Raw genomic sequence first — 21,437 nt, forward strand, 5'->3', positions numbered from 1 at the left:
AACCACGAGGAGGCGGCAGAGTGGGTCGATCGTCTCCGCACCTGGACTTTAGACAATTTCACAATCGACGGCGGGTCTTTTGCCCGCGACGACGTGAAGTAGGCCAAATTTCAAGGACTCCTGCTCTAGCGAGTCTATGGTCAAAGCATGCCGCACGCACAGTCAAAGCGCACGCCAATTGACCCTGCTTGCCGCGCCGAAATTGCTATAAGCCTCCAGAAGTTGATAGAGGCAGCGCAGGAGGGTGATTGCCGCCTGGGTGGCGGGTCCTGCAGTCGATTCTCGCGCTGAAGCACATCGAAAAGCGCCCTTGGTCTCGCGTCGATTTGTCTATGGCGCTCAAGAATCAGTGTTCTATGGCCTCTTGGCTGGACTTGACCACGCGCGAGCTGCCGCGGACATTTTGGCGTCAGGGCGAAGCAATTTTGCACTTGCCACTCTGGTGCGTGGTTCGCTGGAATCTTATGCGCGCGCATGGTGGATCATTTCCGCCGACGACGCAAGAGATTTAGTGTCACGATGGCTTGCCGCCCATTCGCAGGAACTGCGAGATTCACTCAAGCGCAGTCCGGATAGCAAACTATCCGACCTGGACGGCAACGTCAGACCATTGCAAGAAGTCCTCAATGAGTACGAGATGGACCTGACTGAACTTTGGGGCTCCGTTCGAAAACGCCCTGGGTACACCGAGATGGCAGCGACGATGGCGGAAGTTTATGCCAGAACCTCGGGCGCGCTCGATACTCGGAACTCTCGGCAATTGCCCATGGCGAGGCTTTGGGTATTCACACGTTTATGTATGAGCGAGCGGGTAGAGCAGGAGTAATGCTTCCCGTTGACTTCGTACACGAACGAGCTTTCGAGATATATGCGCTAGTTTCTTTCACTACACTTACCTTTTACGAAAACTGGGGTTTCTCGCCCAATGCTCGGTGGGGGTCGAGCGTTGCTCGATGCCAATGAAGTTCAAGCTCGATTGAGCTAGTTCCGCATGCGCGTCCTATACAAGCGTGAGCTGCAGCGACCAGTCGGTCGGTTTGTCAACGGCTCGTCCGTCGTGGTCGGTGAAGACGTAGAAGTAGAAGGTGGAGAGCCGCTTGTCGTTGTTGCCCGACAGGGCGCCAGCTGCGTAGAGGCGGGTCGCCCATTGCTCCCCTACGACGGCTTGCGCCTGGAGCGGTGTACTCGTCGGGTTCGAGGATCTCCGAGTTGCCGACGAGGAGGTTGAGGCCCTTCACGGACACGCTGACCAGGGAGAGTGTCGGGTCGGCGCCGGAGTCCGGTTCGAGTTCCGCGGCGGGTCCGCGGTCCAAGAGGACGGAGACCTCGGCGCGCCGGTTGGTCAGGGATCGTCCCCTTAGGCGTGGGAGTTGTCGTGCGCGCGCGTGCGAGCTCGTGCAGCTGGGCGTCGGTGAGCCCGGGCCGTGAGGTGATCCGCTCGCCGGCGTCGGTGAAGAGGGTGCGTTGCATGAGGCGGATGTCGCGCTCGTGCTTGTTGACGATCTTGCGGACGAGTGGCGAGACCATGCCCGGAGTTTAGAGGGAGGAAGACAGCCCTCGGCCCGTCGTGGGACGCTGACGGTATGACCGCTCCCCGCACTCCTCTGGCGCGAACCGCTCTGATCGCGAACGGCATGGTGTGGTTCGGGGCGTCGGTGATGTTCTTCGCGATCGCCGGCGAGCAGACATACGCGGCGTTCACCGGCGAGTGGTTCAACGTCCTCGGCTGGGCACTGATCCTGGCCGTGGCGGTCGGTCTCGCGGTCGTGGGTGTGATCGAGAACCGGAGACATTCGAGCGGGGAAGACGTACAAGCGACGTCCTCGCCGCTGATCACCGCTCGAGCGCGGGTGGCCGTTTCACGCGCGTGACCGGGGGGTCGAGGGGCTTCCTCGTGCGGGCCGGCCCGTTCCGGGTCGACCCGCACACGCTTTCAGAGGGCGAGCGTGTGGAGCATGAGCACGGTGGAGCCGATGGGGGTTCCGAAGTCGGTGTAGTCCTGGGTCGCGCGGCGGTTGCTGATGAGGTCGAGGGCGACCAACTCCTCCTCGGATTCGTCGGTCATCGGGTCGGGGTCGTCGTCCCACGCTCGGAGCACGGTCCGGTCTGCGTCGAGGACTCGCCAGAGTCCCCAGACTCGGGCGATGGGGCCGGTCGTCCTCGTACTTGAAGACGAGAGCGGTCGCGGTGGCCAGCCGTGCGCGGCCGCGGCGACGATGAGCGCTCGCGCGGCGGCGGCGGTTGCGGCCTGGTCGCCGGAGGCGGTGGGCGGGGTCGACGGCGGCTTGCGCGTCGCGCAGCGCCGGGGTGTGTCCCCACACGTCGACGTCGACGGTGGGAGTCGTGGTGGTGGTCATGGTGGGCCTTTCTGCAAAGTCGAGGCGGGAGGGCGGGGACCGGCGGTTGCCGGTCCCGCGGAGCGGGCTAGCTGAGGCCCGCGGCGTCGGCTGCGGTGGTGTCGCCGGTGACGACCTGCTCGACCGGGGAGAGCGTGTAGCCCCAGGCCGCGAGCTGGCGGAAGTGAGCGGCGGCGCGCTCGTCGCCGCGGCGCCACGACTCCTTGCTCGTGTTCGCCTCCTCGCCTCCGAGAACGACGGCCAGCGCGACGAGGCGGGCCTTCGCGGGGTTCGCCTCGACCAGTGCGCCGAGAGCGTCGGCGTGGAAGCCGAGGGCTGCGTGATCCCGAGGAGGGTGTGCGCGAGCGTGTTGCCGTTGCTCATTCCGGAGGACACCGAGAAGCGGTGCACGGTGAGGCCCAGGGCGATCACCCGGTCCGCGTCCTTCGGGAGGTTCTTGCGGGAGAGGAACGAGGCGATCCACTCGCGGCGCACCGTCTCGGCCGCGTTCCACGCCTTGTTGCAGGAGATGAGGATGCGACGCTCGGCCTTCTGCTCGTCGAGTCCGGTCCGGCGGTGTTTCCGCCCTCCTTGCGGAAGCCCGCGGCGCGGGGGTCGGAGAGGTAGTAGCTGACATCGGCGCTCTTGCCGGTGAACACGACCCGGACGTAGGCGGCGCGTCCCTCGACGTTCTCGATGTCGGCGGCGTCCACGCGGGAGCCGTCCTCCTTGCGGAGGTCGCGGATGCTGGTGTGGCTGGTGTCGCCGTAGTAGACCTCGCTGTCGAGGATCGCGAACCCGCGGGCGGTCAGCTCGGCCTCCGCGGCGGCCTTGACCTGTGCGCGGGCTCGCTCGTCGCGGGCGCGCTGCGCGGTGTGGACGAACTGGGCGGGATCGGTGGTCGCGACCTTGATCAGCTGTCCGCGGGTCTGCTCGTCCTCCTCGAACTCCAACAGCACCGCGGCCTGATCCAGAGTCAGCTCGTGCTCATGGAGAACGGATGCGACCGTCGCGGACTCCGCGACGGCCAGGCCCTTCTTCACGGTCGCGGTCTTGGTACCCGTGCGCTTGGCGATCGACGCGGCGGACACGCCCTCGAAGGAGAGTTGCGCCCACGCGGCGGTGCGGTCCGCGGTCGAGAGTTCGGCGCGCTGGTCGTTCTCGATGATCTGCTGCACGATCCGGTCGGCGGTCGTCTCGTCGCCCTCCACGACGTACACGGGGATGCTGGCGACTCCGGCCTCACGGGCGGCGAGGGTGCGGCGCTGTCCGGCGCGGACGATGACGTTCCCGTGCTCGTCCCGGCGGGCGAGAACAGGGGGTGATGACGCCGTTCTCACGGATGTTCGCGATGAACTCGGGTGTGACCGGGGCGCTGGTGCGCACGTTCGCCTCAATAATGAGGTCCGCGGGTGCGACGTGCTGCATGGTCCCGGTTCCGGTGGTGATAGTCACGATGGTTTCTCCTCAATCGGTGTGCGACCATGAAGGTGACGAGTCCCGTGGTTCTAGTCCAACTACGGGGCTTTTGTCGTCTTCCTGATCGTTTTTCTTTGCCTCTCCGGCGGGATGAAACCAATTGAGTGGAGCCGGCGGAGTGACGGCTCTCTCGGGCGAAATAAGGGAGCGTGCGACCGCGTCCGAGAGGACGGCACGCAGCCGGCGGAGCGAGATAGGTTGGAAACCGCGAGAGGTGAAGAAAAACCTGGAATCGCGCCGCGCAGCGGCTCCCGCTGCGGCGCTCCGTCGCCGCTGCGCGAGCGGAAGCTCGCTGCCCCCGGAGGGGAACACCGGGGAGCGGGGGTCGCCCCACGCGGCCGGCCCGAAGGCCGGTCCCGCCCCGCTGGGTCAGAGCCAGCTCTCCGACCAGCCCTCGGGCGGGACGACGGCGTGCGCCTCGCCGGTCCAGTGGACGTAGTAGAGCGTGCTGCTGTAGTCGATCCCCGCGGTCACGTCCATCCGGCGGTTCTCGACGTCCGGCTCCGCACTGCTCCAACGGGTCGAGACATCCACGGCGCGAAGCTCTCCCCGTCGCTGACGAGCCGGGCGCAGACGGGGCAACGGAGTGCCTGGTAGGTCTCGCCGTCATCGGTCACGGTCTCGACCGTGAGGACCGGGGCCGCGGCCCATACCTGCTGGTGCAGGCTCTCGATCGTGGCAAGCATCGCGCTCCGCGTTCGCGGCGGGGCTGAGGAACGCGATCAGCGCGGCCGCGTGGTCGGTGCCGTCATCTATGACGGGGAACCCGCCTGGGGTGCCCTGCCCGGGCAGGGTGAGGGTGTTGCGGACGTGCGCGAGGATCTCGGCGTCCGTGGCGGCGGCGTCCTCGTCGGACTCGTCGCGGCGCGTAGTGAGGATGAGGTCGAGCTGGGCCGAGGTGGCGCGGCCGGTGTCGGTGCGGATCATGGTCTGTTCCTCTCAGCGGGTGACGGTCTAGGCGTGACGGCGGATCGCGGCGCGGCGGCGTACATGACGCACACGCGGAACGAGCCGCTGGTGAAGCCGTGCAGCTCGTCGGAGTGCCACGCCTCCCACGTCCCCGAGGGGCGGCGGGTGACGAGCACGGACGGCGTGGTCTTCGGGTCGGTGCCCTCGACGCGGACGCTGACCGCGCGAGTGTTCGCGAGGGTGAGGTAGGTCTCTGCCGTGGTCTGCGGAACGGTGCTGGTCTGCATGGTGTGGGTGCTCCCTCTGGCTGATCGTTTTTCTTTGCCTCTCCGGCGGGGAAAACCGTTTGAGTGGAGGCGGCGCAGTGACGCCGCTATCGGGCGAAATAAGCCCGCAGGGCGCGTCCGATAGCGGTGGCACGGAGCCGATGGAGCGAAATAGGTTGAAACCGCGGAGAGGTGAAGAAACGCGGAGAATGGGCCGCATCGCGGCCTCCGATTCGCGGTGCTCCGTCGCCGCTGCGCGTGCGGAGTCGCGCCCCGAACGGGATGCCGGGGAGTGTGAGGGGGTCGCCCCTCACGGGCCGGCGGCGCCGGCCCCCGCTCGAGCGGCCGGTGTCGGCGTCGGGTGCGACGAGGGAGCATGTGGGAGCTGGCACACCGGACGCGCGCGGAATCGGCATCGACGGTGGTGCGCAGCAGCGCGGCGACGAGCTCCGCGGCGATCGCGGAAGTGCGCGCGGCGATCCCGGAGGATCACGTCATTTTGTACGTGCTCCGGGTCGACGGCGGATCGGAGTAGGGACTACTCCGCTGCGGTGCGCGCGGCGCTCTCGCGCTCGGTCGCGACGCGGAGGATCCTGCGCTGCACCGGCACCTGGACCACCAGCAGTGCGACGTAGGCGACGGTCGCGAAGATGCGGCCGGGAAGCCAGTTGGTGCCGTCGACCCACATGGAGGCGATCAGGAAGCCGAGGCCGACCTCGAAGGTGACATAGACGCGCACGAAGTCGCGCGCGGACTTCCGGTTCTGGATCGGCAGGTGCCGGTTCGGGATGCGCGCCAGCAGCACGGCGCCGGTGATGAAGAGGGCAGGGGCCATCACAACGAGGACGTTGGGGAGGAGGGAGTCGTACACCATCGCTTCTCTCGATCTACTCGGCCGCGGGAGCGGCGCTGCGGCGCGGGGTGCGCTGCGCGGCCGTCGTGACGACGGCGGTCGCGCGGGTGAGGTTGGGGCCGATCGCGTCGGCCTCGATCACTCGGCCGGTGCGGCGGTTCTCTCCCTCACCCCAGGCGACAGTGTGCTCGTAACCTACGACAATCACGCCGTCGCCCTTGTGGGAGGAGGCGAGCACGTGCTCGCCCAGCTCGAACTTCGCTTCCACGAAGTGCGTCGTCGGGGCCTCGTCGCGGTCCACTCCTCCGCGGAACTCGCCGGTGTTCTCGATCACGCGCAGCTTCACGATCTGCACGCGGCCCGCCTGCACGGCCTCGGGGTCGGTGGCGAGGTTCCCGGTGATCGTCCTGGTGCTCATCTGTCGTCTCCTGCTCGTGCGGTTCGTGGGTCGTCCCGTCGACGTCGGCGGGATCTCGTTCGCGGCGTCGGCCGCGGGGGTGTCGGTGGGGGCGCCTCGATGCCCCAGGACGCGAGCGTCGCGTCGGGAGGCCTCGACGGGCGGCTCGGACAGCGCCCTGCGCTGTTCGAGCTCGGCGCGCGTGACGGCGACGCTCGGGAGACGCCGCCGTCGCCGTAGGCGAGGCGGTGGTACCGATCGGCCTCGTTCTCCAACCAGTCGACCTCGCCCTTGACGGTCTGCGCGCCCGGCGAGGTACCCGGCCCGGTAGTCGTCGCCGGTGACGTCCGGGCCGGTCACGCTGCGTGCTTCGACGAGGTCGGGGCGGAAGCCCGACCAGTGGTCCTCGTCGCTCGCGACGACCACCGGGGCGGCGGAGTAGCCCAGCTCCTCGGTGATGTACGCGAGCGCGGCGGGGTTCGTCGTGATGTCGACGGTCGTGTACTCGATGCCCTTCTTCTCGAGCACCCGGTAGGTCATGGTGCACTGCACGCACGACGGCTTCGAGTAGACGGTCAGAGCCACGGGCCCTCCTTCGTCCAGTAGTCCGCGTGGGCGTCCACCTCGTCGAGGTCACCCTGCGTGGAGTGAATCAAGAGCCACCAGTCGACGGCCGCATTATGACCGGCCTTCTCGAGCATCTGAGCGATTACGGTCACCTTCGCGCAGGAGAGGGTCGGCGCGATCGCCCTCGCGACGTCCACGCTTGCGAGCTGCGGCGTAAGCGTCAGCGGCGGCGAGGAACGTGGCGACCGCTTCGCTGTAGCCAGCATCGGCAGCGAGGTACGTCGTGACGGCTTCGGTGTTGTCCGGCTCGTTCATCGCTGGATTCCTTCCGGGGTGTGGGCGTCGCCCTCGTCGTCATCGGTCGCGTGCTCCGCGATCCACAGGTCCGCGGCCTCGTCTCGTCCGAATGCTCGCAGGAGTCCGGCCAGCGCGTCGACCTCCGCGCAGTTGAGGCGCGGGGCCACGTCGACGGCGGTGTCTCCGCTGAACACGGATGCGAACTCTGCCATCGCGTCGAGGAGGGTCGGCTCCTGGGGCGGGTGCGGTGCTGATCGTGTCGGTCATCGTGGGTTCCTTCTCGGTGGTGGTGGGCGGGTCAGTGCTGCTCGGAGCGGTAAGGGTGTCCACGAACATGACGCCCTCGGGGCCGGGAATCGTGGCGGTGTGAGCGAGCGCCCACCCGTTGCGTGCCATGCCCGAGAGGTCGACGTCGCGCTCCGCGATCCGGCGCAACTGGCTTTGCATCCCGTCTTCGTTCGCGGCCGGGACGAAGGTGCTGACGGTGGTGATCTGCTGCATGTTCCTTCTCTTCCTCATCGTTTTTTGCCGTGATTCTCAATCAGGTTTGTCAAGCCAGCGGGGGTGGTCTGGCTCGGTCGTTCTTCCTCTCTCCCAGCGTTTTTTGCCTGGAAGGCACGTGGAGTGCCGAGCAGGGTCGGAGGTGGGAGCGCAACCCGGAGGGCGGAGGAGGAGAGGTTGTCGGCGCGATGTGAGGGAGCGCAGCGACCGCGTGTCGAGAACCTCGGAGGAGCCGGCCGCGCAGCGGCCGCGCGACGCCGGAGGCCCGTATGCTGCCGAAGGCTTCCAGGCAAAATGCGCGCAGCGCACAGCACCGCGTCGACCGGAGGTCGGCGTCCATGTCAGTGCCCGCATCCGGAGATCGTCTGCGCACCAGGGACGTGCTGCTCGATCGGGGTGCACGTGCGCTGTCTCTGTATGCAGCGCGAACCGCTGAGAAGCCGCATATCTCCGCGGAGCAGGCCGGTTCCGCCGCGCCACCGGTGCGAGCATGACCGTAGGAGGCCGGGATGCGTGACGCGGTGATGGTCGTCGAAGACGACGTCGAGATGGGCGAGCTCATCGGCGGGGTCTCACCGGCGACGGCTACGACGTCGCCCTGTTCTCGAACGGGGTCGACGCGCTGAACGCGGCGCGCGACGCGGACTACGCCGCCGCGGTTCTCGACGTGATGCTCCCCGGAATGAGCGGCTTCGAAACGCCGGCACCTGCGCGGCCGGTGCCACTCTCCCGGTGATCATGCTCACCGCCCGAGACGCCCTGCAGGACCGCGCGTGCTCGACGCAGGCGCCGCCGACGACTACCTCGCCAAGCCGTTCCACTTCGAGGAGCTCTCCGCTGCCTACGAGCCATGATCCGCAGAGAGCACCTCACGAATCGCGCGCCGGTCATGATCGGGAACCTGCGCATGGACCTGCACGCCCACTCCGCGACGATCGACGGCGCCGTCCTGCCGCTGAGTCCAAAGGAGTTCGGAGTCCTCCGCGCGCTCGCGGCGCGTGCCGGGGACTTCGTGCCGCGGAGGAGATCCTGCTCGAGGTGTGGGGGTCGGCGGACTTCGTGGACCACAACATCGCGGAGCAGTACGTCAGCTACCTCCGCCGCAAGCTGGCCGCGGGCGGCGCGTCGGTCCAGATCCTCACCCGTCGGGGTGCGGGCTACCGGCTCGGGGTGAAGCCGTGAGCTGGCGGTCCCTGTCGATCCGGGTGCGGATCACGGTGTCGAGCCTGCTGGTCGCGATGCTGTTCTTCGGGATCGTCGCGATCGTCGTGCGTGAGCAGCTCGATCACATCCTCGATGCCTCCACCATCGAGCTGGTCCGCTCGGGTGCATCGCAGGCGCTGATCGAGGAGAGCCGCGACACCGCCGAGGCCGTCGTCGGCGGCGTCAGCACCACCCTGCTGATCGCCCTCGCGATCCTCTTCGTCGCGTTCGCCGCCACCTCCTGGCTCCCTGGTCGGCCTCGCCCTGCGCCCCGTCGGCCGCATGCGCGCCATCGCCGACCGGCTACGCCACGGCCGCTCCACCGAGCTGTTCCCCGTCGGACCGGCCCGCGACGGGCTCTCCGACCTCGCCGCGACCCTGAACGCGCTGATCGAGGATCTGCGGGAGTCCGCGGACCGGGAGCGACGGCTCGTCGCCGACGCGAGTCACGAGCTGCGCACCGCTCGCCGCCCTCCGCACCCGCCTCGAGCTCGCCGAGCGGGTCCGCGACGATCCAGCGGCGCTCTACGCCGACGTCGTCGACGCCCGCCGCTCGATCGACCGCCTCCAGTCCTTGACCGACGGGCTGCTGATCCTGTCGAGGATCGACGCCGGCACCGTCACCGGCGACGCCTCCTCGGCGGCCCTGCGCGAGGAGGTCGCCTACAGCGTCGACCGCGCCCGGATGCTCGCTCGCGACCGGGATCTCGCGATCGACTTCGTCGCCCCCGCCTCGATCGCCACAGCCCGCTACCTGGCCCCTGACCGACTTCGGCCGGATCCTGGACAACCTGCTCGCCAACGCCGTCACCGCCACCCCGGACGGCGGCAGCGTCACCGCGACCCTCGTCGAGCGCGCCGACGAGATCGTCCCTCTCCGTCGACGACGACGGCCCAGGCGTCCCCGACGCGTTCCTCGCCATCGCGACCGACCGCTTCACCCGCCCGGACGCCGCCCGCTCCCGCGAGGGCGGTGCCGGCCTGGGCCTCGCGATCGTCGCCGGGCTCAGCCGAGCCGCCGGCGGAACGTTCACGATCCGCAACCTCGTACCGAGCGGGCTCGGCGTGGAGGTCCGCCTCCCCGTGACGCCGCCCGACCAGACCTCTCGCAAGGAGAACCGATGATCGACCCCAATCCCTCCTCGACGGCGCCGGACCCTGGGCGATCGCCCTGGTCTGCCTGATCGCGTTCGTCGAGACGGGCCTGCTGATCGGGTTCTTCCTCCCCGGCGACACCCTCCTTTCCACCGGTGTCTTCGTCGCGACCGGTGTGGTCTCCCTCCCGGTGCCGGTCGTGATCCTGATGGTCGCCGGGTCCGCCTTCCTCGGCGATCAGCTGGGGTTCGTCATCGGCCGCGAGACCGGCCCGCGGATCTTCGAGCGCAAGGACAGCGGCCTGTTCAGCCGCTCGAGCGTCGCCCGCACCCAGTCGTTCTTCGACCGCTTCGGCGGATGGGCGGTCACCATCGCCCGCTTCGTCCCGGTCGTGCGCACCTTCGCCCCCGTCGCCGCCGGCGTCGGAAGGATGCACTACGCGCACTTCGTCGGCTTCAACGCCCTCGGGGCGGCCGTCTGGTCCACCGGCGTCATCCTGCTCGGCTTCTTCCTCGCCCGGATCCCCGGCGTCGCGGACTTCGTCGGGAAGTACATCGACATCGTCCTCGTCGGCATCGTCGTTCTCAGCCTCGCCGGCATCGCCCTCACCTACTGGCGGCAGAGGAACCGTGCCCGCCGCGACGCCGCCTGACCGCGGACGTCAGACGGTCGGCGCCGGGACGGCCGCGCGCGGTCGACGGCCGGCCGCGATCACGGCGACCAGCAGCAGGAACACCGCCAGGGCCGTCAGAGTGACGGGTCCCGTACCCAGCCCGAGCCTGCTGCGGCGCACCGGATCCGCGAGCCAGTCGCAGACCGACGCCCCGAGCGGCCGGGTGACGACGTAGGCGGACCAGAACGCGAGGACCGCGTTCCTCCCCGTGAACCGGTGCGCGAGGGCCGGCACCGCGATGATCGCCGCGAACAGGACGGCGGAGGGCAGGTAGCCGAACCCGAGGGTCGTCGCGGTCAGGTCACCGGCGGCCGTGCCGAGTGCGAACGTCCCGGAGACGGCGAGCCAGTAGAAAAGGGCCCGGCGCGGTGTCGTGATCGAGTGGATCGACAGCGTCCGCTCCACCCGCCACCACACGGCGAAGACCGCGGCGAGAGCCGCCGCGAACCCGAGAGTGGAGACGAGGTAGGGGACGTCGGCGACCACGTGCAGCACGTCGGCGGCCATCGTGCCGAAGACGCTCACCATCAGCACGGCCAGCCAGTAGACCCAGGGGATGTACCGGCGGACCGCGAACTGCAGGGCGAGGGCCGCGAGAAACGCGAGCTCGGTCAGGCCGACCACGATCACCGGGTCGAACGCGGTCGCGAGGAAGTCCGACGCCGTCTCGCCCATCCCGGTGGTCAGCACCTTGAGGATCCAGAACAGCGCCGTCGCCTCGGGCACCGTGGAGGCGCCGTAGCGGCCGGCGAGAACACTGCCGCGAGGTCGAAGGGCGGTGTTCGGCGCGGGGCGGCGAGGTGCGTCATCCCGTCATGCTCGAGGAGCCTGCGGTGCCGGATGCTGGGGTGTTCGCCGGGGTCGTTGAAGATGCACACAGCGGCCCGGTTTCCGGCCGAGCACGGCCGTCGCGATCCCTACTCTCGGAAGCGCTCGCGGGAACCCTCGCGACTCCTCCCCGACCAGAACGGACTCGATGGACATCTTCCAGGCGATCATCCTCGGCGTCATCGAGGGGCTGACCGAGTTCCTCCCGGTCTCCAGCACCGGGCACCTCACCATCGCCGAGAAGCTGATGGGCCTGAAGGTCGACGACGTCGGGGTGACCGCGTTCACCGCGATCATCCAGATCGGCGCGATCGCCGCCGTGCTCCTGTACTTCCGGAAGGACATCGCCGAGCTCGCTGTCGCGTGGTTCGTCGGGCTGCGGCACTCCCGCAGCGCAAGCGGACGAACTACCGGATCGCCTGGTACGTGATCCTCGGATCGATCCCGATCGGGATCATCGGGTTCCTCGGCAAGGACCTCATCAGCGGCGGCCTGCGCAATTTGTGGGTGGTCGTCGCCGCGTTGCTCGGCTGGAGCGTCGTGATGCTCGTCGCCGAACGCGTCGGCGCCCAGGCCAAGGATCGCCGCGCGATCACCCGGAAGGACGCGGTCATCATCGGCCTCGTGCAGTGCATCGCGCTGATCCCCGGCGTCTCTCGCTCCGGAGCGACCATCAGTGGAGGCCTGTTCCGCGGGCTCGATCGAGTGACCGCGACGAAGTTCGCGTTTTACCTCTCCATCCCCGCGCTCACCGCCGCCGGAGCCTACGAAGCGGCGACCGCCGCGTCCGAGGTCAGCGCGAGCGTCGGCTGGATCCCCACGCTCGTCGCCACCGTCGTCTCCTTCGTGGTCGCGTACGCGTCGATCGCGTGGCTGCTGCGCTTCGTCGCGGGCCACGGCTTCGGCGTCTTCGTCGCGTACCGCGTCGCCCTCGCCCTCGTCCTGTCCGGGCTGCTGCTAACCGGGACGATCGCGGCCAGCTGACCCGATTGCCCGGCGGGGGTCCTACCGGACACACTGGACGGCGACGCCCGCTACCTCGTCCGCCACCCTTGCGAAAGGCTGTCCTGTGCAGTGGAATCTCGAAGTCGTGCCCGTCAGCGTCGGGGACGTCGACCGGGCGAAAGCGTTCTACGCCGACCAGGTCGGGTTCCACCTCGACCTCGACGTGCGGATCAGCGACGAGATGCGCATCGTGCAGCTCACCCCGCCCGGCTCGCACAGCAGCATCCAGCTCAAGGCAGGCTCCACCCGCCTGGAAGGGCTGCAGCTCGTCGTCGACGACATCGACGCAGCCCGTGCCGAACTCGCCGAGCGCGGCGTGGACGTCAGCCCGGTGTCGTATCTCGAGGACGGGGTCCGGCTCGAGGGCCGCGGCGGGGAGTGGAACTCGTTCGTCTTCTTCACCGACCCCGACGGCAACACCTGGGTCATTCAGGAACGCCCATCGACCAGCTGACTCCGGCGGTCGTGGTCGCGGCGGTCGCGATCTGCGCGGCAGTCTCCGTGGCCGTACTCCGCGCGTTCGGGGTCGTCTCGTTCGCGCGGCCGGCGCTGGCGATCCTCCGTGGGGCTGTTCAGCTCGGGGTGCTCGCGGTGATCCTCTCGGGAGTCGTCGCGGACATCCGCTGGGTCCTGCTCTTCCTGGTCGTCATGTTCGGTGCCGCGGTGCTCACCGCGGCCGGCCGCCTCGGACGCTCCCGGCGCACGGTCCTCGCCGTCACCGCGGCGATGGCGGCCGGCGTCGCGCTCAGCGCCGGGATCGTCTTCGGTCTCGGGGCCGTCCTGTTCACTGGCCGCTACGTCCTCGCGGTCGGCGGGATCCTCCTCGGCGGCGCGATGACCGTCGCCACCGTCACCGGCCGAGCGCTGGCCGCGACGCTCGCCGACCGCTGGGACCAGGTCGAGGGCTGGCTGGCTCTCGGCGCCCGGCCGCGGCAGGCCACGATCGGCCTGGCGCGGGAAGCGGCCTGGACCGGGCTCGTCCCGCTGACCGACCAGACGAGGACCACCGGTCTCGTCGTCCTGCCCGGTGCGTTCATCGGCGCCGTCTTCGGCGGACTCTCGCCCGTCGCGGCGGGGATCTTCCAGATCGTCGTGCTCGCGGGCCTGATCGCCTCCGGGTCGATCGTGGCCGTCGTCCTCCTGACGATCCTCCGCGGCGAGGTGGTGAAGCCTCAGCCCTGACGGTTCGTCAGCCGAGGGCCCGCCGTCGGGCGCTCCGGCGCCAGAGGGGCGGCGGTGACGACACGCGCTCGATGTGCAGCTGGACCGCGAGCGGCGCCTAGACGATCAGCGCCACTCCCGCGCCCAGGAGCAGCCCGCCGACGGTGTCGGAGATCCAGTGCGCACCGAGATAGGTGCGGCTGAGCATCATCGCCACCGTGTACACGGCGCCGGCGATGCGGACCCACCACAGCGGGAACACGATCGCGAGGACCACCGCGGTCGTCGCGGCGTTCGCGCTGTGGCTGGAGGGGAACGAGCCGAAGTCGGCGTTCACGAGGATCTCCAGCGGCCGCGGACGCCCGACCGCGTTCTTGAGCACCTGCACCAGCAGCCCGCTCAGCGGCGCGGCGATCGCGAAGTACGCCGCCGCCCACCGACCCCGCCAGATCAGCAGCGCAGCGAACACGACGAGCGGGACCACGATCGTGCCGACGATCCCGCCGCCGAGGCTGTTCATCACCAGCGACGGCACCAGCCAGAACGTCGACCGGTGCTCGACGACCTCGTTCATCCACGCGGTGTCGAACCCGAACGGCTTGTCGTGCTCCCGATAGAAGACCAGCGCGGCCAGGAGTCCCGTGAGCAGCACCGCGAGGCCCGCCGAGATCAGGCGGCCAGCGCCGCGCCGCCCGATACGCGATCGCACCGTCTGTCGCGGGTTCCGGTTCGGCATCAGTGTCGTCCTCGTCTCTCGACGCGGGCGCGTCGAAGGACTCCACGCTACGAACGCCCGGCCTGTGGCGGCGGAGGATTTCCCCGCATCCGTTGTGAAACCACAGAGCCTCAGCTGCTCCGCTCGGTGCCGACCTGATCGCGGTCGGGGAGCTCCGGGGTCGTTGTGAGCAAACACAACACAGCAGGGCGCATCCCGAGCCGCCGCCCCCGTCCCGGCTGGGACTCTGCGGGCATGGACACTTCAACGACGACGACCCGCTTCCCGGTGCACCGGCTGCTCAGCAAGGTCCCCGAGGTCACCATCTGGTTCTGGATCATCAAGATCCTCTGCACCACCGTCGGGGAGAGCTTCGCCGACTGGATCAACATGGTCCTCGGCGTCGGCCTCATCGCGACCGCCGTGATCTTCATCATCGTCACCGCAGGCGTCCTCGCGATCCAGATGCGGCTGCGTCGCTACGTGCCCGCCGCGTACTGGCTGACCGTAGTCGTCATGAGCGTCACCGGCACCCTGCTCACCGACATCCTCACCGACCAGCTCGGCGTGCCCCTCTGGGCCAGCGCCCTCGTCTTCTCGGTCCTGCTCGCGATCGTGTTCGGCGTCTGGTTCTCGAAGGAGCGCACCCTCTCCATCCACAGCATCGACACCACCCCGCGCGAGGCGTTCTACTGGCTCACCGTCCTCGTCACCTTCGCGCTCGGCACCGCGCTCGGCGACTGGACCCTCGAGCTCACCGGCTGGGGTCCCGGCGTCTCGATCCTCCTGCCCCTCGCCCTGATCGCGATCGTCACCGGACTCTGGCGCTACGGAGCGAACCCCGTCCTCGCGTTCTGGATCGCCTACATCCTGACTCGCCCCCTCGGCGCCAACATCGGCGACTGGCTCGGCCTCTCCCCCGACGAGCAGGGCCTCGGCCTCGGCACCTTCGTCACCAGCATCGTCTTCCTTCTCGCGATCCTCGCCACCGTCGTGTACCTCTCCTCAGCAAGGCCGACGTCGACAAGGGCGCGCCGGAGCACCACAACCCACCCATCGCGCGAGAGCGCCGCTCGCTCGTGGCGCTGGCGATCCTCGCCGTCGCCGTCGTCGGACTGCTCGCCTTCACGAACAGCCAGCCGCACACCACTCCGGCACCGGAAGGCGCGGCCCCGGCCTGCGACACGTCGGGAACACCGTCCGCAGCCGACGCAGAGGCGTCGGTGCAGGCGGACTTCCCGGCCGCCGACGTGCAGAACTTCCAGACGATCTCCGCCGACACCCTCGCCCTCGTCACCAGCGGCGACCAGTCCGGCGCGAAAGCTCGCGCCGCCGACCTCGAGACCGCCTGGGACGACGCGGAGCCCGCACTCAGCGCCGCGAACTGCCAGACCTGGACCTACGTCGACCAGCAGATCGACCCCGTCCTCTCCTCCGTCCGCTCCGGCAGCCCCGACCCGGCCGCCGAGAAGACGAGCATCCAAGACCTGCTGACCACCCTCACCGGACGCTGACCCATGACCACCTGCAGCACCACAGCGCGACCCTTCTTCCGAAAGCGAGACGCGCAATGACCGACTGGCAGATCAACGGCCTCCCCTCCACCCCCTCCTCGTCCACTTCGTCGTCGTCCCACTTCCCCTCGCCGCCCTGATGCTCATCCTCGGCAGCGTCTGGCCGGCCGCCCGCCGACGCCTGGGCGTGATCACTCCGATCACCGCCCTCGTCGCCCTTCTCGGAGTCCCGCTCGCCACCCAGGCCGGCGAAGCGCTCGAACGGCAGGTCGACCCCTCCGCAGCACCCTCGAACGCCACGCCGAGCTCGGCGATCACCTGCTGCCCTGGGCCGCCGGACTGTTCGTCCTCTGCGTCGCGCACTGGCTCTGGTTCCGCGCCCGCGGGAAGAACTCCGCCGCCACGAGCGGACGGAGCGCTCGGTCAGTCCCTCGCTGATCCTCGCCGCTCTCGCGATCGTCGTCGCAGTGGGAGCGACTGCGAACGTCATCCAGATCGGCGACACCGGAGCTCACGCCGTCTGGTCTACGTCCGAGGACGGCTCGACAGCTCCCGCATCCGGGAAGTGAGCAGCGCGAGACGACGATGACGTCACTGCCGAGCGAAGACCAGTGCGCCATCAGTCCGAAGCTCTCCCGCTCAGCGGGTCGAGGAAGGCGCGCCAGTCCGTGCCGGTGCGAGACGCGGGACGAGGCGGACGGAAGGACGACCATGCCGACGAGCTCCACGAGGGTCTGGGTGACGACGACGACCGGTGCGAGCGCGAGCGACGCGGGCAGCGCGAGCGCGAGCGGCAGGACGACGAGGGAGTTGCGGGTCGCTCCGCTGAACACGAGCGCACGCGCCGCGGAGTACTTCGAGACGGAAGAGGCGGGCGACACCCAGACCGGCGGCGATCATGACGACGAGGAACCCCGCGTAGATCGGGACGAGGACGAGCAGCTGTCCCGAGGCCGCGCCGACGGCGCCGGCCTGGGAGGCGACGACGACGAACAGGGTCCCCATCATCAGCGGCACCATGAGGCCGAGCATCGTCAACTCGATGACCCGGCCCGCCCGGTGCCGGCGGCCGAGGGCCTGCACGAGAGCGGCCGCGGTGAGCGGCACGACGATCAGCAGCAGGAACGCGCGCGCGAACGGGCCTACCTCGACAACGGCGACGCCCTCCGGCCCGAGGAAGAGCAGCAGGTACAGCGGCAGGAGCAGGATCTGCGCGAGCATCAGCAGCGGCGCCGCGGCGAGCAGCCGATCGGACGCGCCTCCGGCGAGGCCGGCGAAGACGATCACGTAGTCGATGCACGGCGTCAGCAGCACCAACAGCACCCCGAACAGCAGCGAAGGAGTGTCCGCTACGAACCGGGACAGGCCGTAGGCGACGACGGGCACGACGACGAAGTTCACGACCCCGACCGCGGCGAGGAATCGGCCGTCGCGCAGTGACCGGCCGATCGCGGCGAACGGGACGCCGAGGAACGTGGCGAACAGCAGCAGCGCGAGCACCGGCTCGATCGCGACCTCCAGACGGTGCGCGGCGGGCAGCAGCAGCCCGAGCGCGGCGCCGGCAGCGATCGCGGCGAGGTAGAGGGCGATCTGGCGGTGCTCGAGCCAGGCGACGAGCGCGCTCACGACAGCAGACCGGGAAGAAGGAGGGGCACGGGGTGCAACGGTAAACGTTCGAGCCGCGCGAAGGTCAAGCGGGGCCGGGAGCCGTAGGGTCTGGGTGTGCGGATCTCGGACGTCAGCAAGCGCAGCGGCGTCTCCGCGACGGCGCTGCGGTACTACGAGTCCATCGGACTCATCACCCCCGGCCGCAGCAGCAACGGGTACCGCGACTACGACGCGGACGTGCTCGCACGCCTGGACCTCATCGAGTCCAGCAAGGAACTCGGCCTCCCGCTCGAGGACATCGGCCGGCACCTGCGTGCCCTCGAAACCACCTCCTGTACGGACGTCCGCGACGGCCTGCGCCCGCTGCTCGCGGAGCGGGTGCGGCAACTGGACGAGAAGCGGGCGAGGCTCGACGAGCTGCGCCGTCGCCTGAATCGCGCGGACCACGATCTCGCCGCGTGCCCTGACCGGGACGAGCGCTGTCCCGCCGAGTGCATCTTCCGCGCCCGCTAGCGACGCGCCTCATCCGCCGGATCCAGCCCGTAGCGTCAGCGACGCGGAATCGGCAGGGCCTGCTGGTGAGGGGATGTAGCTGGTCTGGTCGCGGAAGATCGCCCAGATGACGTTGATGCGGCGCCGGGCGAGGGCGATCAGCGCCTGCTTGTGCGACTTGCCCTCTCGTCGTTTCCGTTCGTAGAACGAGCGCGAGACCGGGCAGTTCCTCGAGGCGATGAACGCCGCTTGAAAGCAGGCGTTCAACAGCCGCCGGTCGTAGCGCCGTGGCCGGTGGTGGTTGCCGGAGATCTTCTCGGAATCACGCGGTACCGGAGCGAGGCCCGCGAGCTGGCGAGCCGGTCGGGCGTCTCGAACGCGGCGAGGTCAGTGCCGGTCGCGGCGAGGAAATCCGCGGCGAGCCTGCGCCCGAAGCCCGGAATCGACACCAGCAGATCCGCGGACCTGCTGTCCTGCAGAACGGCTTCGATCTCCGCATCGAGCTCCGCGACCTCGTCGCGGATGCGGAGCAGATCACGCGCGGAGCGGCTCACCAGCCGAGCCGCTGCCCCTCCCCACGACGACCGACGCCTGCTCGTGAGCAGCGTCGACCGCCGTCTTCGCCACGGCCGCGGACTTCCAGCAGCCCTGCCCCTTCAACCATGACGCTCAGCCGGCCGCCCATCCGCCTGATGGCGGAGGGTGTCGCGTATCGGGTGAGCAGCACCAGAGGTCCCCTGGTCGTCGCGTAGTTGAACGCTCCCTCGAGTGACGGGAAGTAGTGGGCCAGGATGGCGCGCAGCCGGTTCACTGCGCGGGTACGGTCGTGCACCAGATCCTCCCGACGCGCCGAGAGCAGGCGCAACTCCGTCGTGACCTCATCGGCCTGACGCATCAGCGTCACGTCTCGCCGGGTCCTGGCCTGGTCGGCGATGATCACCGCGTCCTTCGCGTCCGTCTTCGCCTCGCCACGGTAGGCACCCGAGGCGTGGTGCACGACGCGGCCCGAGATGTAGAACAGCGGCTGCGCGTGCGAGCTGAGGAGCGTTTGCAGCAGCCCCGTCCCGCCATGGTTGAGGTCCGTCGCCCAGGCGACATCGGTACCGCCCGGCAGGGACGCGACGTCGCCCATCAGGGTCAGGATCGACGCTTCGCGGTTCTTGAACCGTTGCGAGAGCAGCTTTGTTCCGTTGCCATCGATGACGACGCAGTGGTGTTCGGTCTTGCCGGCATCGATACCGGCCCAGAGTTGGGGCACGCAGGGTCCTTCCGTCGAGGGGTGCGGTGCGCCGTGAACGACCTTGCCGGCATGTCCTTACGGGGCGATCTGGTCGCGTTTCTCAATGAGCGGTCCTGCCGTTGCGTGGTCCCGGGCGGCTGATCACGGCGTGCCATCAGGGCGGCTGAAGGCGGTCAGCCATACCCGAGACCCCTGGCGCGTTCCGGAGCCTACAACTGCCCCGAATCCACGGAAATAACGGTAAGGAAGGCGGTTCTCCGCCTTAGCAACCGGAGGGCGCAGTGCAACCCGGAGGGCGGCGGGTGGAGAGAGTTTCGGCGCGAAATAGGGAGCGCAGCGACCGCGTGCCGAAAGTCTCGGAGGAGCCGGTGGCGCAGCCACTTGAACGGAGCCCGTAGGTAGCTACGACCGCAGCGAAGCGGAGGGAGCCGCCGAAGGCTTCACGGCAAAAAGCGTGGAGCCCACCGGGCGACACTAGGGCGGCCGGCGCAGCCGGGCGGGCCTGCGGCGGCGCTCCGTCGCCGCTGCGCGAGTGCAGCTCGCGCCCCGGAACGGGGACGCCGGGAAGTGTGAGGGGCGCCCCTCACGGCTACCTACCCAGGTAGGTAGGTAGCCCAATCCCGTCCAGCTCGCCGCGGCCGATTCCTGAGCTGCCTCCTCGGCTGCGGCCTGGCGGGCGGCGTCGACTTCGATAGCGGTGCGGTGCCCCTGGACGTCGGCGTAGGCGACTTTGTAGGGGCGGGTCCCGTCGTTCCAGTCGAGGGCGACGGTCACGCTCTTGGGGTTCACGCGGGTCACGACGTGCCAGCCGAACCGGTGCTTGATCGCGTCGCCCTTGGCGATCGTCTCGCGGCTGTGGATCGTGACCTGTCCCGCAGCGGCCTGCGCCTCGCGGACGTCCGACCAGTAGTCGCGCTGGTCTTCGAGCTGCGCGCGCTGGGTGAGCAGTCGCTCCCGGTAGGCGCCGGTCGCGGGGGCGGTCGTCTCGATGTAGCCACCGCCGAAGTTGTGGGAGCTGCCCTCGATCTTCCGCGTGTAACCGCGAATCTCGGTGTCGAGGCGGTCGATGCGGCGGGCGACCATTCCGGGGCGTAGCGGTGTTCGGTGGTGTGGGCGGCGACGTCGGCGCGGGCGCGGGCGCGGGTGGCCTCGCGGTCGGCCTCGACGCTGCGGCCCATCGCGTTGTGGGCCTTCTCGATCGCGTTGCCGGTGCCGCGTCTCGGAGTGGTGGCCGATCTTGATCGGCTCGCCACCCTCGGGGAGTCGGTCGAATGCGCGGCGCGCGGCCGCGTCGGCGGTGTCGGCGTCCGCGGCCCGCCGGTCGGCCTTCGCGTCGAGCGCGTCGACGCGGGCCGCCTGGCGCTCGAGGGTCGCCGCCTCCGCCTCCGCGGTCGGGCGGAATGCCCTTCGGCCTCGATGGTGACCTCGTGTCCGGCGTCGCGCAGGGCGGTCGCGGCGCGGTTGATGGTCCACCACTTCGGGAGGCGGTCGCGGGACTGCGGGACGTACCAGGCGCCGATGGAGCGGCCCCAGCGCCAGCCGGTCGCCTTGAGGATCTCGGCGGTGCCGTCGCCGCGGCTGGTGCCCTCGATGAGGGTTCCGGCTTCGGGGGTGTGGGTGATGGTGAGCATGTCGGTTCTCCTTCTCGGTTCGGGGGGAGTCAGTCGTTGTCGCGGTAGTCGGCGGGCGTCTCGCTGCGGTCGTGCAGCGCGTAGGCGGCCGGGTACAGGTCGAGCGCTCGCGCGACGTCGACCGGCACGACGACGTAGGCGCCGGAGGCCATGTAGCCGACGCGATCCGCGGGCAGGGCCTCGACGGGCTCGAAGTGCTGCAACGTCACCCCGGGAAGCCCCGCGCGGCCCTCGCGGGTGACCAGGTGCACGGCCGGGGTCTGCTCGGTCACCGGGTCACGGCCACCGGCGCCGACGATGACCACCTGACGGGCGGTCCGGCTGATCCCGTCCGCCTCGGGTCCGTGGTACTCGCTCGTGATGACTTCGGTACGGGTGCCGCGCTGCTCACTCATGGTGTCTCCCCTGGCTGATCGCTTTTCTTTGCCTCTCCGGCGGGGAAAACCGTTTGAGTGGAGGCGGCGGAGTGACGCCGATCACGAGCGATGTGAGGAGCGCAGCGACCGCGTTCGGGATCGGTGGCACGCAGCCGGTGGAGCGAAATAGGTTGAAACCGCGGAGAGGTGAAGAAAACGCAGGGGAATGGGCCGCGCAGCGGCCTCCTCCCCGGCATCGCCGGTGCCGCGTCTAGCGGCCCCCGGAACGGTAGAGGAAGAGGGCGATCTGC

Annotated in this window: 27 protein-coding genes and 3 pseudogenes; 13 read left to right on the top strand and 17 right to left on the bottom strand. The window is 69.3% G+C overall.

What is annotated here, in order from left to right:
* Nucleotides 1-1,040: 1,040 nt before the first annotated feature.
* On the bottom strand, nucleotides 1,041-1,244 hold the full coding sequence (locus AC0CII_RS24515; RefSeq protein ID WP_465231155.1) for a hypothetical protein: 204 nt from the start codon (nucleotides 1,242-1,244) through the stop codon (nucleotides 1,041-1,043).
* A gap of 411 nt (nucleotides 1,245-1,655) precedes the next feature.
* Between AC0CII_RS24515 and AC0CII_RS24520 the strand changes: the two genes are divergently transcribed.
* Nucleotides 1,656-1,871, top strand: coding sequence for a hypothetical protein (locus AC0CII_RS24520; protein ID WP_465231156.1), 216 nt, complete (start codon nucleotides 1,656-1,658; stop codon nucleotides 1,869-1,871).
* A 62-nt stretch (nucleotides 1,872-1,933) separates the two neighbouring features.
* Here the strand turns inward: AC0CII_RS24520 and AC0CII_RS24525 are convergent, their stop codons facing one another.
* The 6 genes from AC0CII_RS24525 to AC0CII_RS24550 form a co-directional block, all read right to left on the bottom strand.
* The gene (locus AC0CII_RS24525; protein ID WP_465231157.1) at nucleotides 1,934-2,065 is read right to left on the bottom strand and encodes a hypothetical protein; all 132 of its coding nucleotides are present in this window, start codon (nucleotides 2,063-2,065) and stop codon (nucleotides 1,934-1,936) included.
* A gap of 359 nt (nucleotides 2,066-2,424) precedes the next feature.
* On the bottom strand, nucleotides 2,425-2,820 hold the full coding sequence (locus AC0CII_RS24530) for a hypothetical protein (protein ID WP_465231158.1): 396 nt from the start codon (nucleotides 2,818-2,820) through the stop codon (nucleotides 2,425-2,427).
* Nucleotides 2,765-3,676, bottom strand: a complete 912-nt coding sequence (locus AC0CII_RS24535; protein WP_465231159.1) for a ParB/RepB/Spo0J family partition protein — start codon at nucleotides 3,674-3,676, stop codon at nucleotides 2,765-2,767. Before AC0CII_RS24535 ends, AC0CII_RS24530 begins: the two co-directional genes overlap by 56 nt.
* A gap of 508 nt (nucleotides 3,677-4,184) precedes the next feature.
* A complete protein-coding gene (locus tag AC0CII_RS24540) occupies nucleotides 4,185-4,349 on the bottom strand; it encodes a hypothetical protein (protein ID WP_465231160.1) in 165 nt (54 codons plus the stop codon).
* A gap of 72 nt (nucleotides 4,350-4,421) precedes the next feature.
* Nucleotides 4,422-4,742, bottom strand: coding sequence for a hypothetical protein (locus AC0CII_RS24545; protein ID WP_465231161.1), 321 nt, complete (start codon nucleotides 4,740-4,742; stop codon nucleotides 4,422-4,424).
* The gene (locus tag AC0CII_RS24550) at nucleotides 4,739-5,011 is read right to left on the bottom strand and encodes a hypothetical protein (protein ID WP_465231162.1); all 273 of its coding nucleotides are present in this window, start codon (nucleotides 5,009-5,011) and stop codon (nucleotides 4,739-4,741) included. The genes AC0CII_RS24545 and AC0CII_RS24550 overlap by 4 nt, the downstream gene beginning before the upstream one ends.
* 355 nt (nucleotides 5,012-5,366) lie before the next feature.
* Between AC0CII_RS24550 and AC0CII_RS24555 the strand changes: the two genes are divergently transcribed.
* Nucleotides 5,367-5,525 (top strand): hypothetical protein, encoded by a 159-nt coding sequence (locus AC0CII_RS24555; RefSeq protein WP_465228282.1) that lies wholly within the window; start codon nucleotides 5,367-5,369, stop codon nucleotides 5,523-5,525.
* A gap of 3 nt (nucleotides 5,526-5,528) precedes the next feature.
* Here the strand turns inward: AC0CII_RS24555 and AC0CII_RS24560 are convergent, their stop codons facing one another.
* The 4 genes and pseudogenes from AC0CII_RS24560 to AC0CII_RS24575 form a co-directional block, all read right to left on the bottom strand.
* Complete coding sequence (locus tag AC0CII_RS24560) at nucleotides 5,529-5,864, bottom strand: hypothetical protein (protein ID WP_465228281.1); 336 nt, start codon at nucleotides 5,862-5,864, stop codon at nucleotides 5,529-5,531.
* Nucleotides 5,865-6,609: 745 nt separating this feature from the next.
* Nucleotides 6,610-6,825, bottom strand: a pseudogene (nrdH, locus tag AC0CII_RS24565) (glutaredoxin-like protein NrdH); the annotation flags it as partial.
* Nucleotides 6,816-6,959, bottom strand: coding sequence for a hypothetical protein (locus AC0CII_RS24570; protein WP_465231163.1), 144 nt, complete (start codon nucleotides 6,957-6,959; stop codon nucleotides 6,816-6,818). The pseudogene nrdH and the gene AC0CII_RS24570, both read right to left, overlap by 10 nt.
* 159 nt (nucleotides 6,960-7,118) lie before the next feature.
* Complete coding sequence (locus tag AC0CII_RS24575; protein WP_465231164.1) at nucleotides 7,119-7,316, bottom strand: hypothetical protein; 198 nt, start codon at nucleotides 7,314-7,316, stop codon at nucleotides 7,119-7,121.
* 1,027 nt (nucleotides 7,317-8,343) lie between these two features.
* Here AC0CII_RS24575 and AC0CII_RS24580 point away from each other — a divergent pair.
* From AC0CII_RS24580 to AC0CII_RS24595, 4 genes are all read left to right on the top strand, one after another.
* A complete protein-coding gene (locus AC0CII_RS24580; protein ID WP_465231165.1) occupies nucleotides 8,344-8,787 on the top strand; it encodes a winged helix-turn-helix domain-containing protein in 444 nt (147 codons plus the stop codon).
* A complete protein-coding gene (locus AC0CII_RS24585; protein ID WP_465231166.1) occupies nucleotides 8,784-9,386 on the top strand; it encodes a hypothetical protein in 603 nt (200 codons plus the stop codon). Before AC0CII_RS24580 ends, AC0CII_RS24585 begins: the two co-directional genes overlap by 4 nt.
* 343 nt (nucleotides 9,387-9,729) lie before the next feature.
* Entirely contained in the window at nucleotides 9,730-9,933 is a 204-nt protein-coding gene (locus tag AC0CII_RS24590) for an ATP-binding protein (protein WP_465231322.1), read from the top strand.
* 85 nt (nucleotides 9,934-10,018) lie between these two features.
* Nucleotides 10,019-10,555: a DedA family protein gene (locus AC0CII_RS24595; protein WP_465231323.1), complete on the top strand. Its 537-nt coding sequence runs from the start codon at nucleotides 10,019-10,021 to the stop codon at nucleotides 10,553-10,555.
* A gap of 9 nt (nucleotides 10,556-10,564) precedes the next feature.
* Here the strand turns inward: AC0CII_RS24595 and AC0CII_RS24600 are convergent, their stop codons facing one another.
* Nucleotides 10,565-11,302: a COG4705 family protein gene (locus tag AC0CII_RS24600; RefSeq protein WP_465231167.1), complete on the bottom strand. Its 738-nt coding sequence runs from the start codon at nucleotides 11,300-11,302 to the stop codon at nucleotides 10,565-10,567.
* Nucleotides 11,303-11,552: 250 nt separating this feature from the next.
* Between AC0CII_RS24600 and AC0CII_RS24605 the strand changes: the two genes are divergently transcribed.
* The 4 genes from AC0CII_RS24605 to AC0CII_RS24620 all read left to right on the top strand — a co-directional run bounded on the left by AC0CII_RS24605 (nucleotide 11,553) and on the right by AC0CII_RS24620 (nucleotide 13,591).
* A complete protein-coding gene (locus AC0CII_RS24605; protein WP_465231168.1) occupies nucleotides 11,553-11,834 on the top strand; it encodes an undecaprenyl-diphosphate phosphatase in 282 nt (93 codons plus the stop codon).
* Nucleotides 11,831-12,388, top strand: coding sequence for an undecaprenyl-diphosphate phosphatase (locus AC0CII_RS24610; RefSeq protein ID WP_465231169.1), 558 nt, complete (start codon nucleotides 11,831-11,833; stop codon nucleotides 12,386-12,388). The genes AC0CII_RS24605 and AC0CII_RS24610 overlap by 4 nt, the downstream gene beginning before the upstream one ends.
* 106 nt (nucleotides 12,389-12,494) lie before the next feature.
* On the top strand, nucleotides 12,495-12,863 hold the full coding sequence (locus AC0CII_RS24615) for a VOC family protein (protein ID WP_465228271.1): 369 nt from the start codon (nucleotides 12,495-12,497) through the stop codon (nucleotides 12,861-12,863).
* Between the two features lie 11 nt (nucleotides 12,864-12,874).
* The gene (locus AC0CII_RS24620; RefSeq protein ID WP_465231170.1) at nucleotides 12,875-13,591 is read left to right on the top strand and encodes an ABC transporter permease; all 717 of its coding nucleotides are present in this window, start codon (nucleotides 12,875-12,877) and stop codon (nucleotides 13,589-13,591) included.
* A gap of 97 nt (nucleotides 13,592-13,688) precedes the next feature.
* On the opposite strand, the gene AC0CII_RS24625 is transcribed toward AC0CII_RS24620, so the two are convergent.
* The gene (locus AC0CII_RS24625) at nucleotides 13,689-14,306 is read right to left on the bottom strand and encodes a phosphatase PAP2 family protein (protein ID WP_465231171.1); all 618 of its coding nucleotides are present in this window, start codon (nucleotides 14,304-14,306) and stop codon (nucleotides 13,689-13,691) included.
* 165 nt (nucleotides 14,307-14,471) lie between these two features.
* Between AC0CII_RS24625 and AC0CII_RS24630 the strand changes: the two genes are divergently transcribed.
* Together AC0CII_RS24630 and AC0CII_RS24635 are read left to right on the top strand one after the other, a co-directional pair.
* Complete coding sequence (locus AC0CII_RS24630; RefSeq protein ID WP_465231172.1) at nucleotides 14,472-15,779, top strand: COG4705 family protein; 1,308 nt, start codon at nucleotides 14,472-14,474, stop codon at nucleotides 15,777-15,779.
* 159 nt (nucleotides 15,780-15,938) lie between these two features.
* Complete coding sequence (locus tag AC0CII_RS24635; protein WP_465231173.1) at nucleotides 15,939-16,388, top strand: hypothetical protein; 450 nt, start codon at nucleotides 15,939-15,941, stop codon at nucleotides 16,386-16,388.
* Nucleotides 16,389-16,438: 50 nt separating this feature from the next.
* Here the strand turns inward: AC0CII_RS24635 and AC0CII_RS24640 are convergent.
* Nucleotides 16,439-17,425, bottom strand: a pseudogene (locus AC0CII_RS24640) (bile acid:sodium symporter).
* 96 nt (nucleotides 17,426-17,521) lie between these two features.
* Between AC0CII_RS24640 and AC0CII_RS24645 the strand changes: the two are divergent.
* On the top strand, nucleotides 17,522-17,920 hold the full coding sequence (locus AC0CII_RS24645; protein ID WP_465231174.1) for a MerR family transcriptional regulator: 399 nt from the start codon (nucleotides 17,522-17,524) through the stop codon (nucleotides 17,918-17,920).
* A 9-nt stretch (nucleotides 17,921-17,929) separates the two neighbouring features.
* Here AC0CII_RS24645 and AC0CII_RS24650 read toward each other — a convergent pair.
* The 3 genes and pseudogenes from AC0CII_RS24650 to AC0CII_RS24660 form a co-directional block, all read right to left on the bottom strand.
* Nucleotides 17,930-19,157: pseudogene (locus AC0CII_RS24650) on the bottom strand (IS110 family RNA-guided transposase).
* A gap of 456 nt (nucleotides 19,158-19,613) precedes the next feature.
* Nucleotides 19,614-20,615 (bottom strand): DUF3560 domain-containing protein, encoded by a 1,002-nt coding sequence (locus tag AC0CII_RS24655; protein ID WP_465231175.1) that lies wholly within the window; start codon nucleotides 20,613-20,615, stop codon nucleotides 19,614-19,616.
* Between the two features lie 184 nt (nucleotides 20,616-20,799).
* Complete coding sequence (locus AC0CII_RS24660; RefSeq protein ID WP_465231176.1) at nucleotides 20,800-21,165, bottom strand: hypothetical protein; 366 nt, start codon at nucleotides 21,163-21,165, stop codon at nucleotides 20,800-20,802.
* Nucleotides 21,166-21,437: the final 272 nt, after the last annotated feature.

It is taken from the genome of Rathayibacter sp. AC182, assembly GCF_979253875.1.

Bases quoted from the DNA above. Each gene is read 5' to 3' on its own strand.
- AC0CII_RS24605 (WP_465231168.1), top strand. From the start codon at position 11,553: ATGGACATCTTCCAGGCGATCATCCTCGGCGTCATCGAGGGGCTGACC.
- AC0CII_RS24635 (WP_465231173.1), top strand. From the start codon at position 15,939: ATGCTCATCCTCGGCAGCGTCTGGCCGGCCGCCCGCCGACGCCTGGGC.
- AC0CII_RS24525 (WP_465231157.1), bottom strand. From the start codon at position 2,065: ATGACCGACGAATCCGAGGAGGAGTTGGTCGCCCTCGACCTCATCAGC.
- AC0CII_RS24560 (WP_465228281.1), bottom strand. From the start codon at position 5,864: ATGGTGTACGACTCCCTCCTCCCCAACGTCCTCGTTGTGATGGCCCCT.
- AC0CII_RS24550 (WP_465231162.1), bottom strand. From the start codon at position 5,011: ATGCAGACCAGCACCGTTCCGCAGACCACGGCAGAGACCTACCTCACC.
- AC0CII_RS24555 (WP_465228282.1), top strand. From the start codon at position 5,367: ATGTGGGAGCTGGCACACCGGACGCGCGCGGAATCGGCATCGACGGTG.
- AC0CII_RS24545 (WP_465231161.1), bottom strand. From the start codon at position 4,742: ATGATCCGCACCGACACCGGCCGCGCCACCTCGGCCCAGCTCGACCTC.
- AC0CII_RS24660 (WP_465231176.1), bottom strand. From the start codon at position 21,165: ATGAGTGAGCAGCGCGGCACCCGTACCGAAGTCATCACGAGCGAGTAC.
- AC0CII_RS24580 (WP_465231165.1), top strand. From the start codon at position 8,344: ATGCTCACCGCCCGAGACGCCCTGCAGGACCGCGCGTGCTCGACGCAG.
- AC0CII_RS24575 (WP_465231164.1), bottom strand. From the start codon at position 7,316: ATGGCAGAGTTCGCATCCGTGTTCAGCGGAGACACCGCCGTCGACGTG.
- AC0CII_RS24625 (WP_465231171.1), bottom strand. From the start codon at position 14,306: ATGCCGAACCGGAACCCGCGACAGACGGTGCGATCGCGTATCGGGCGG.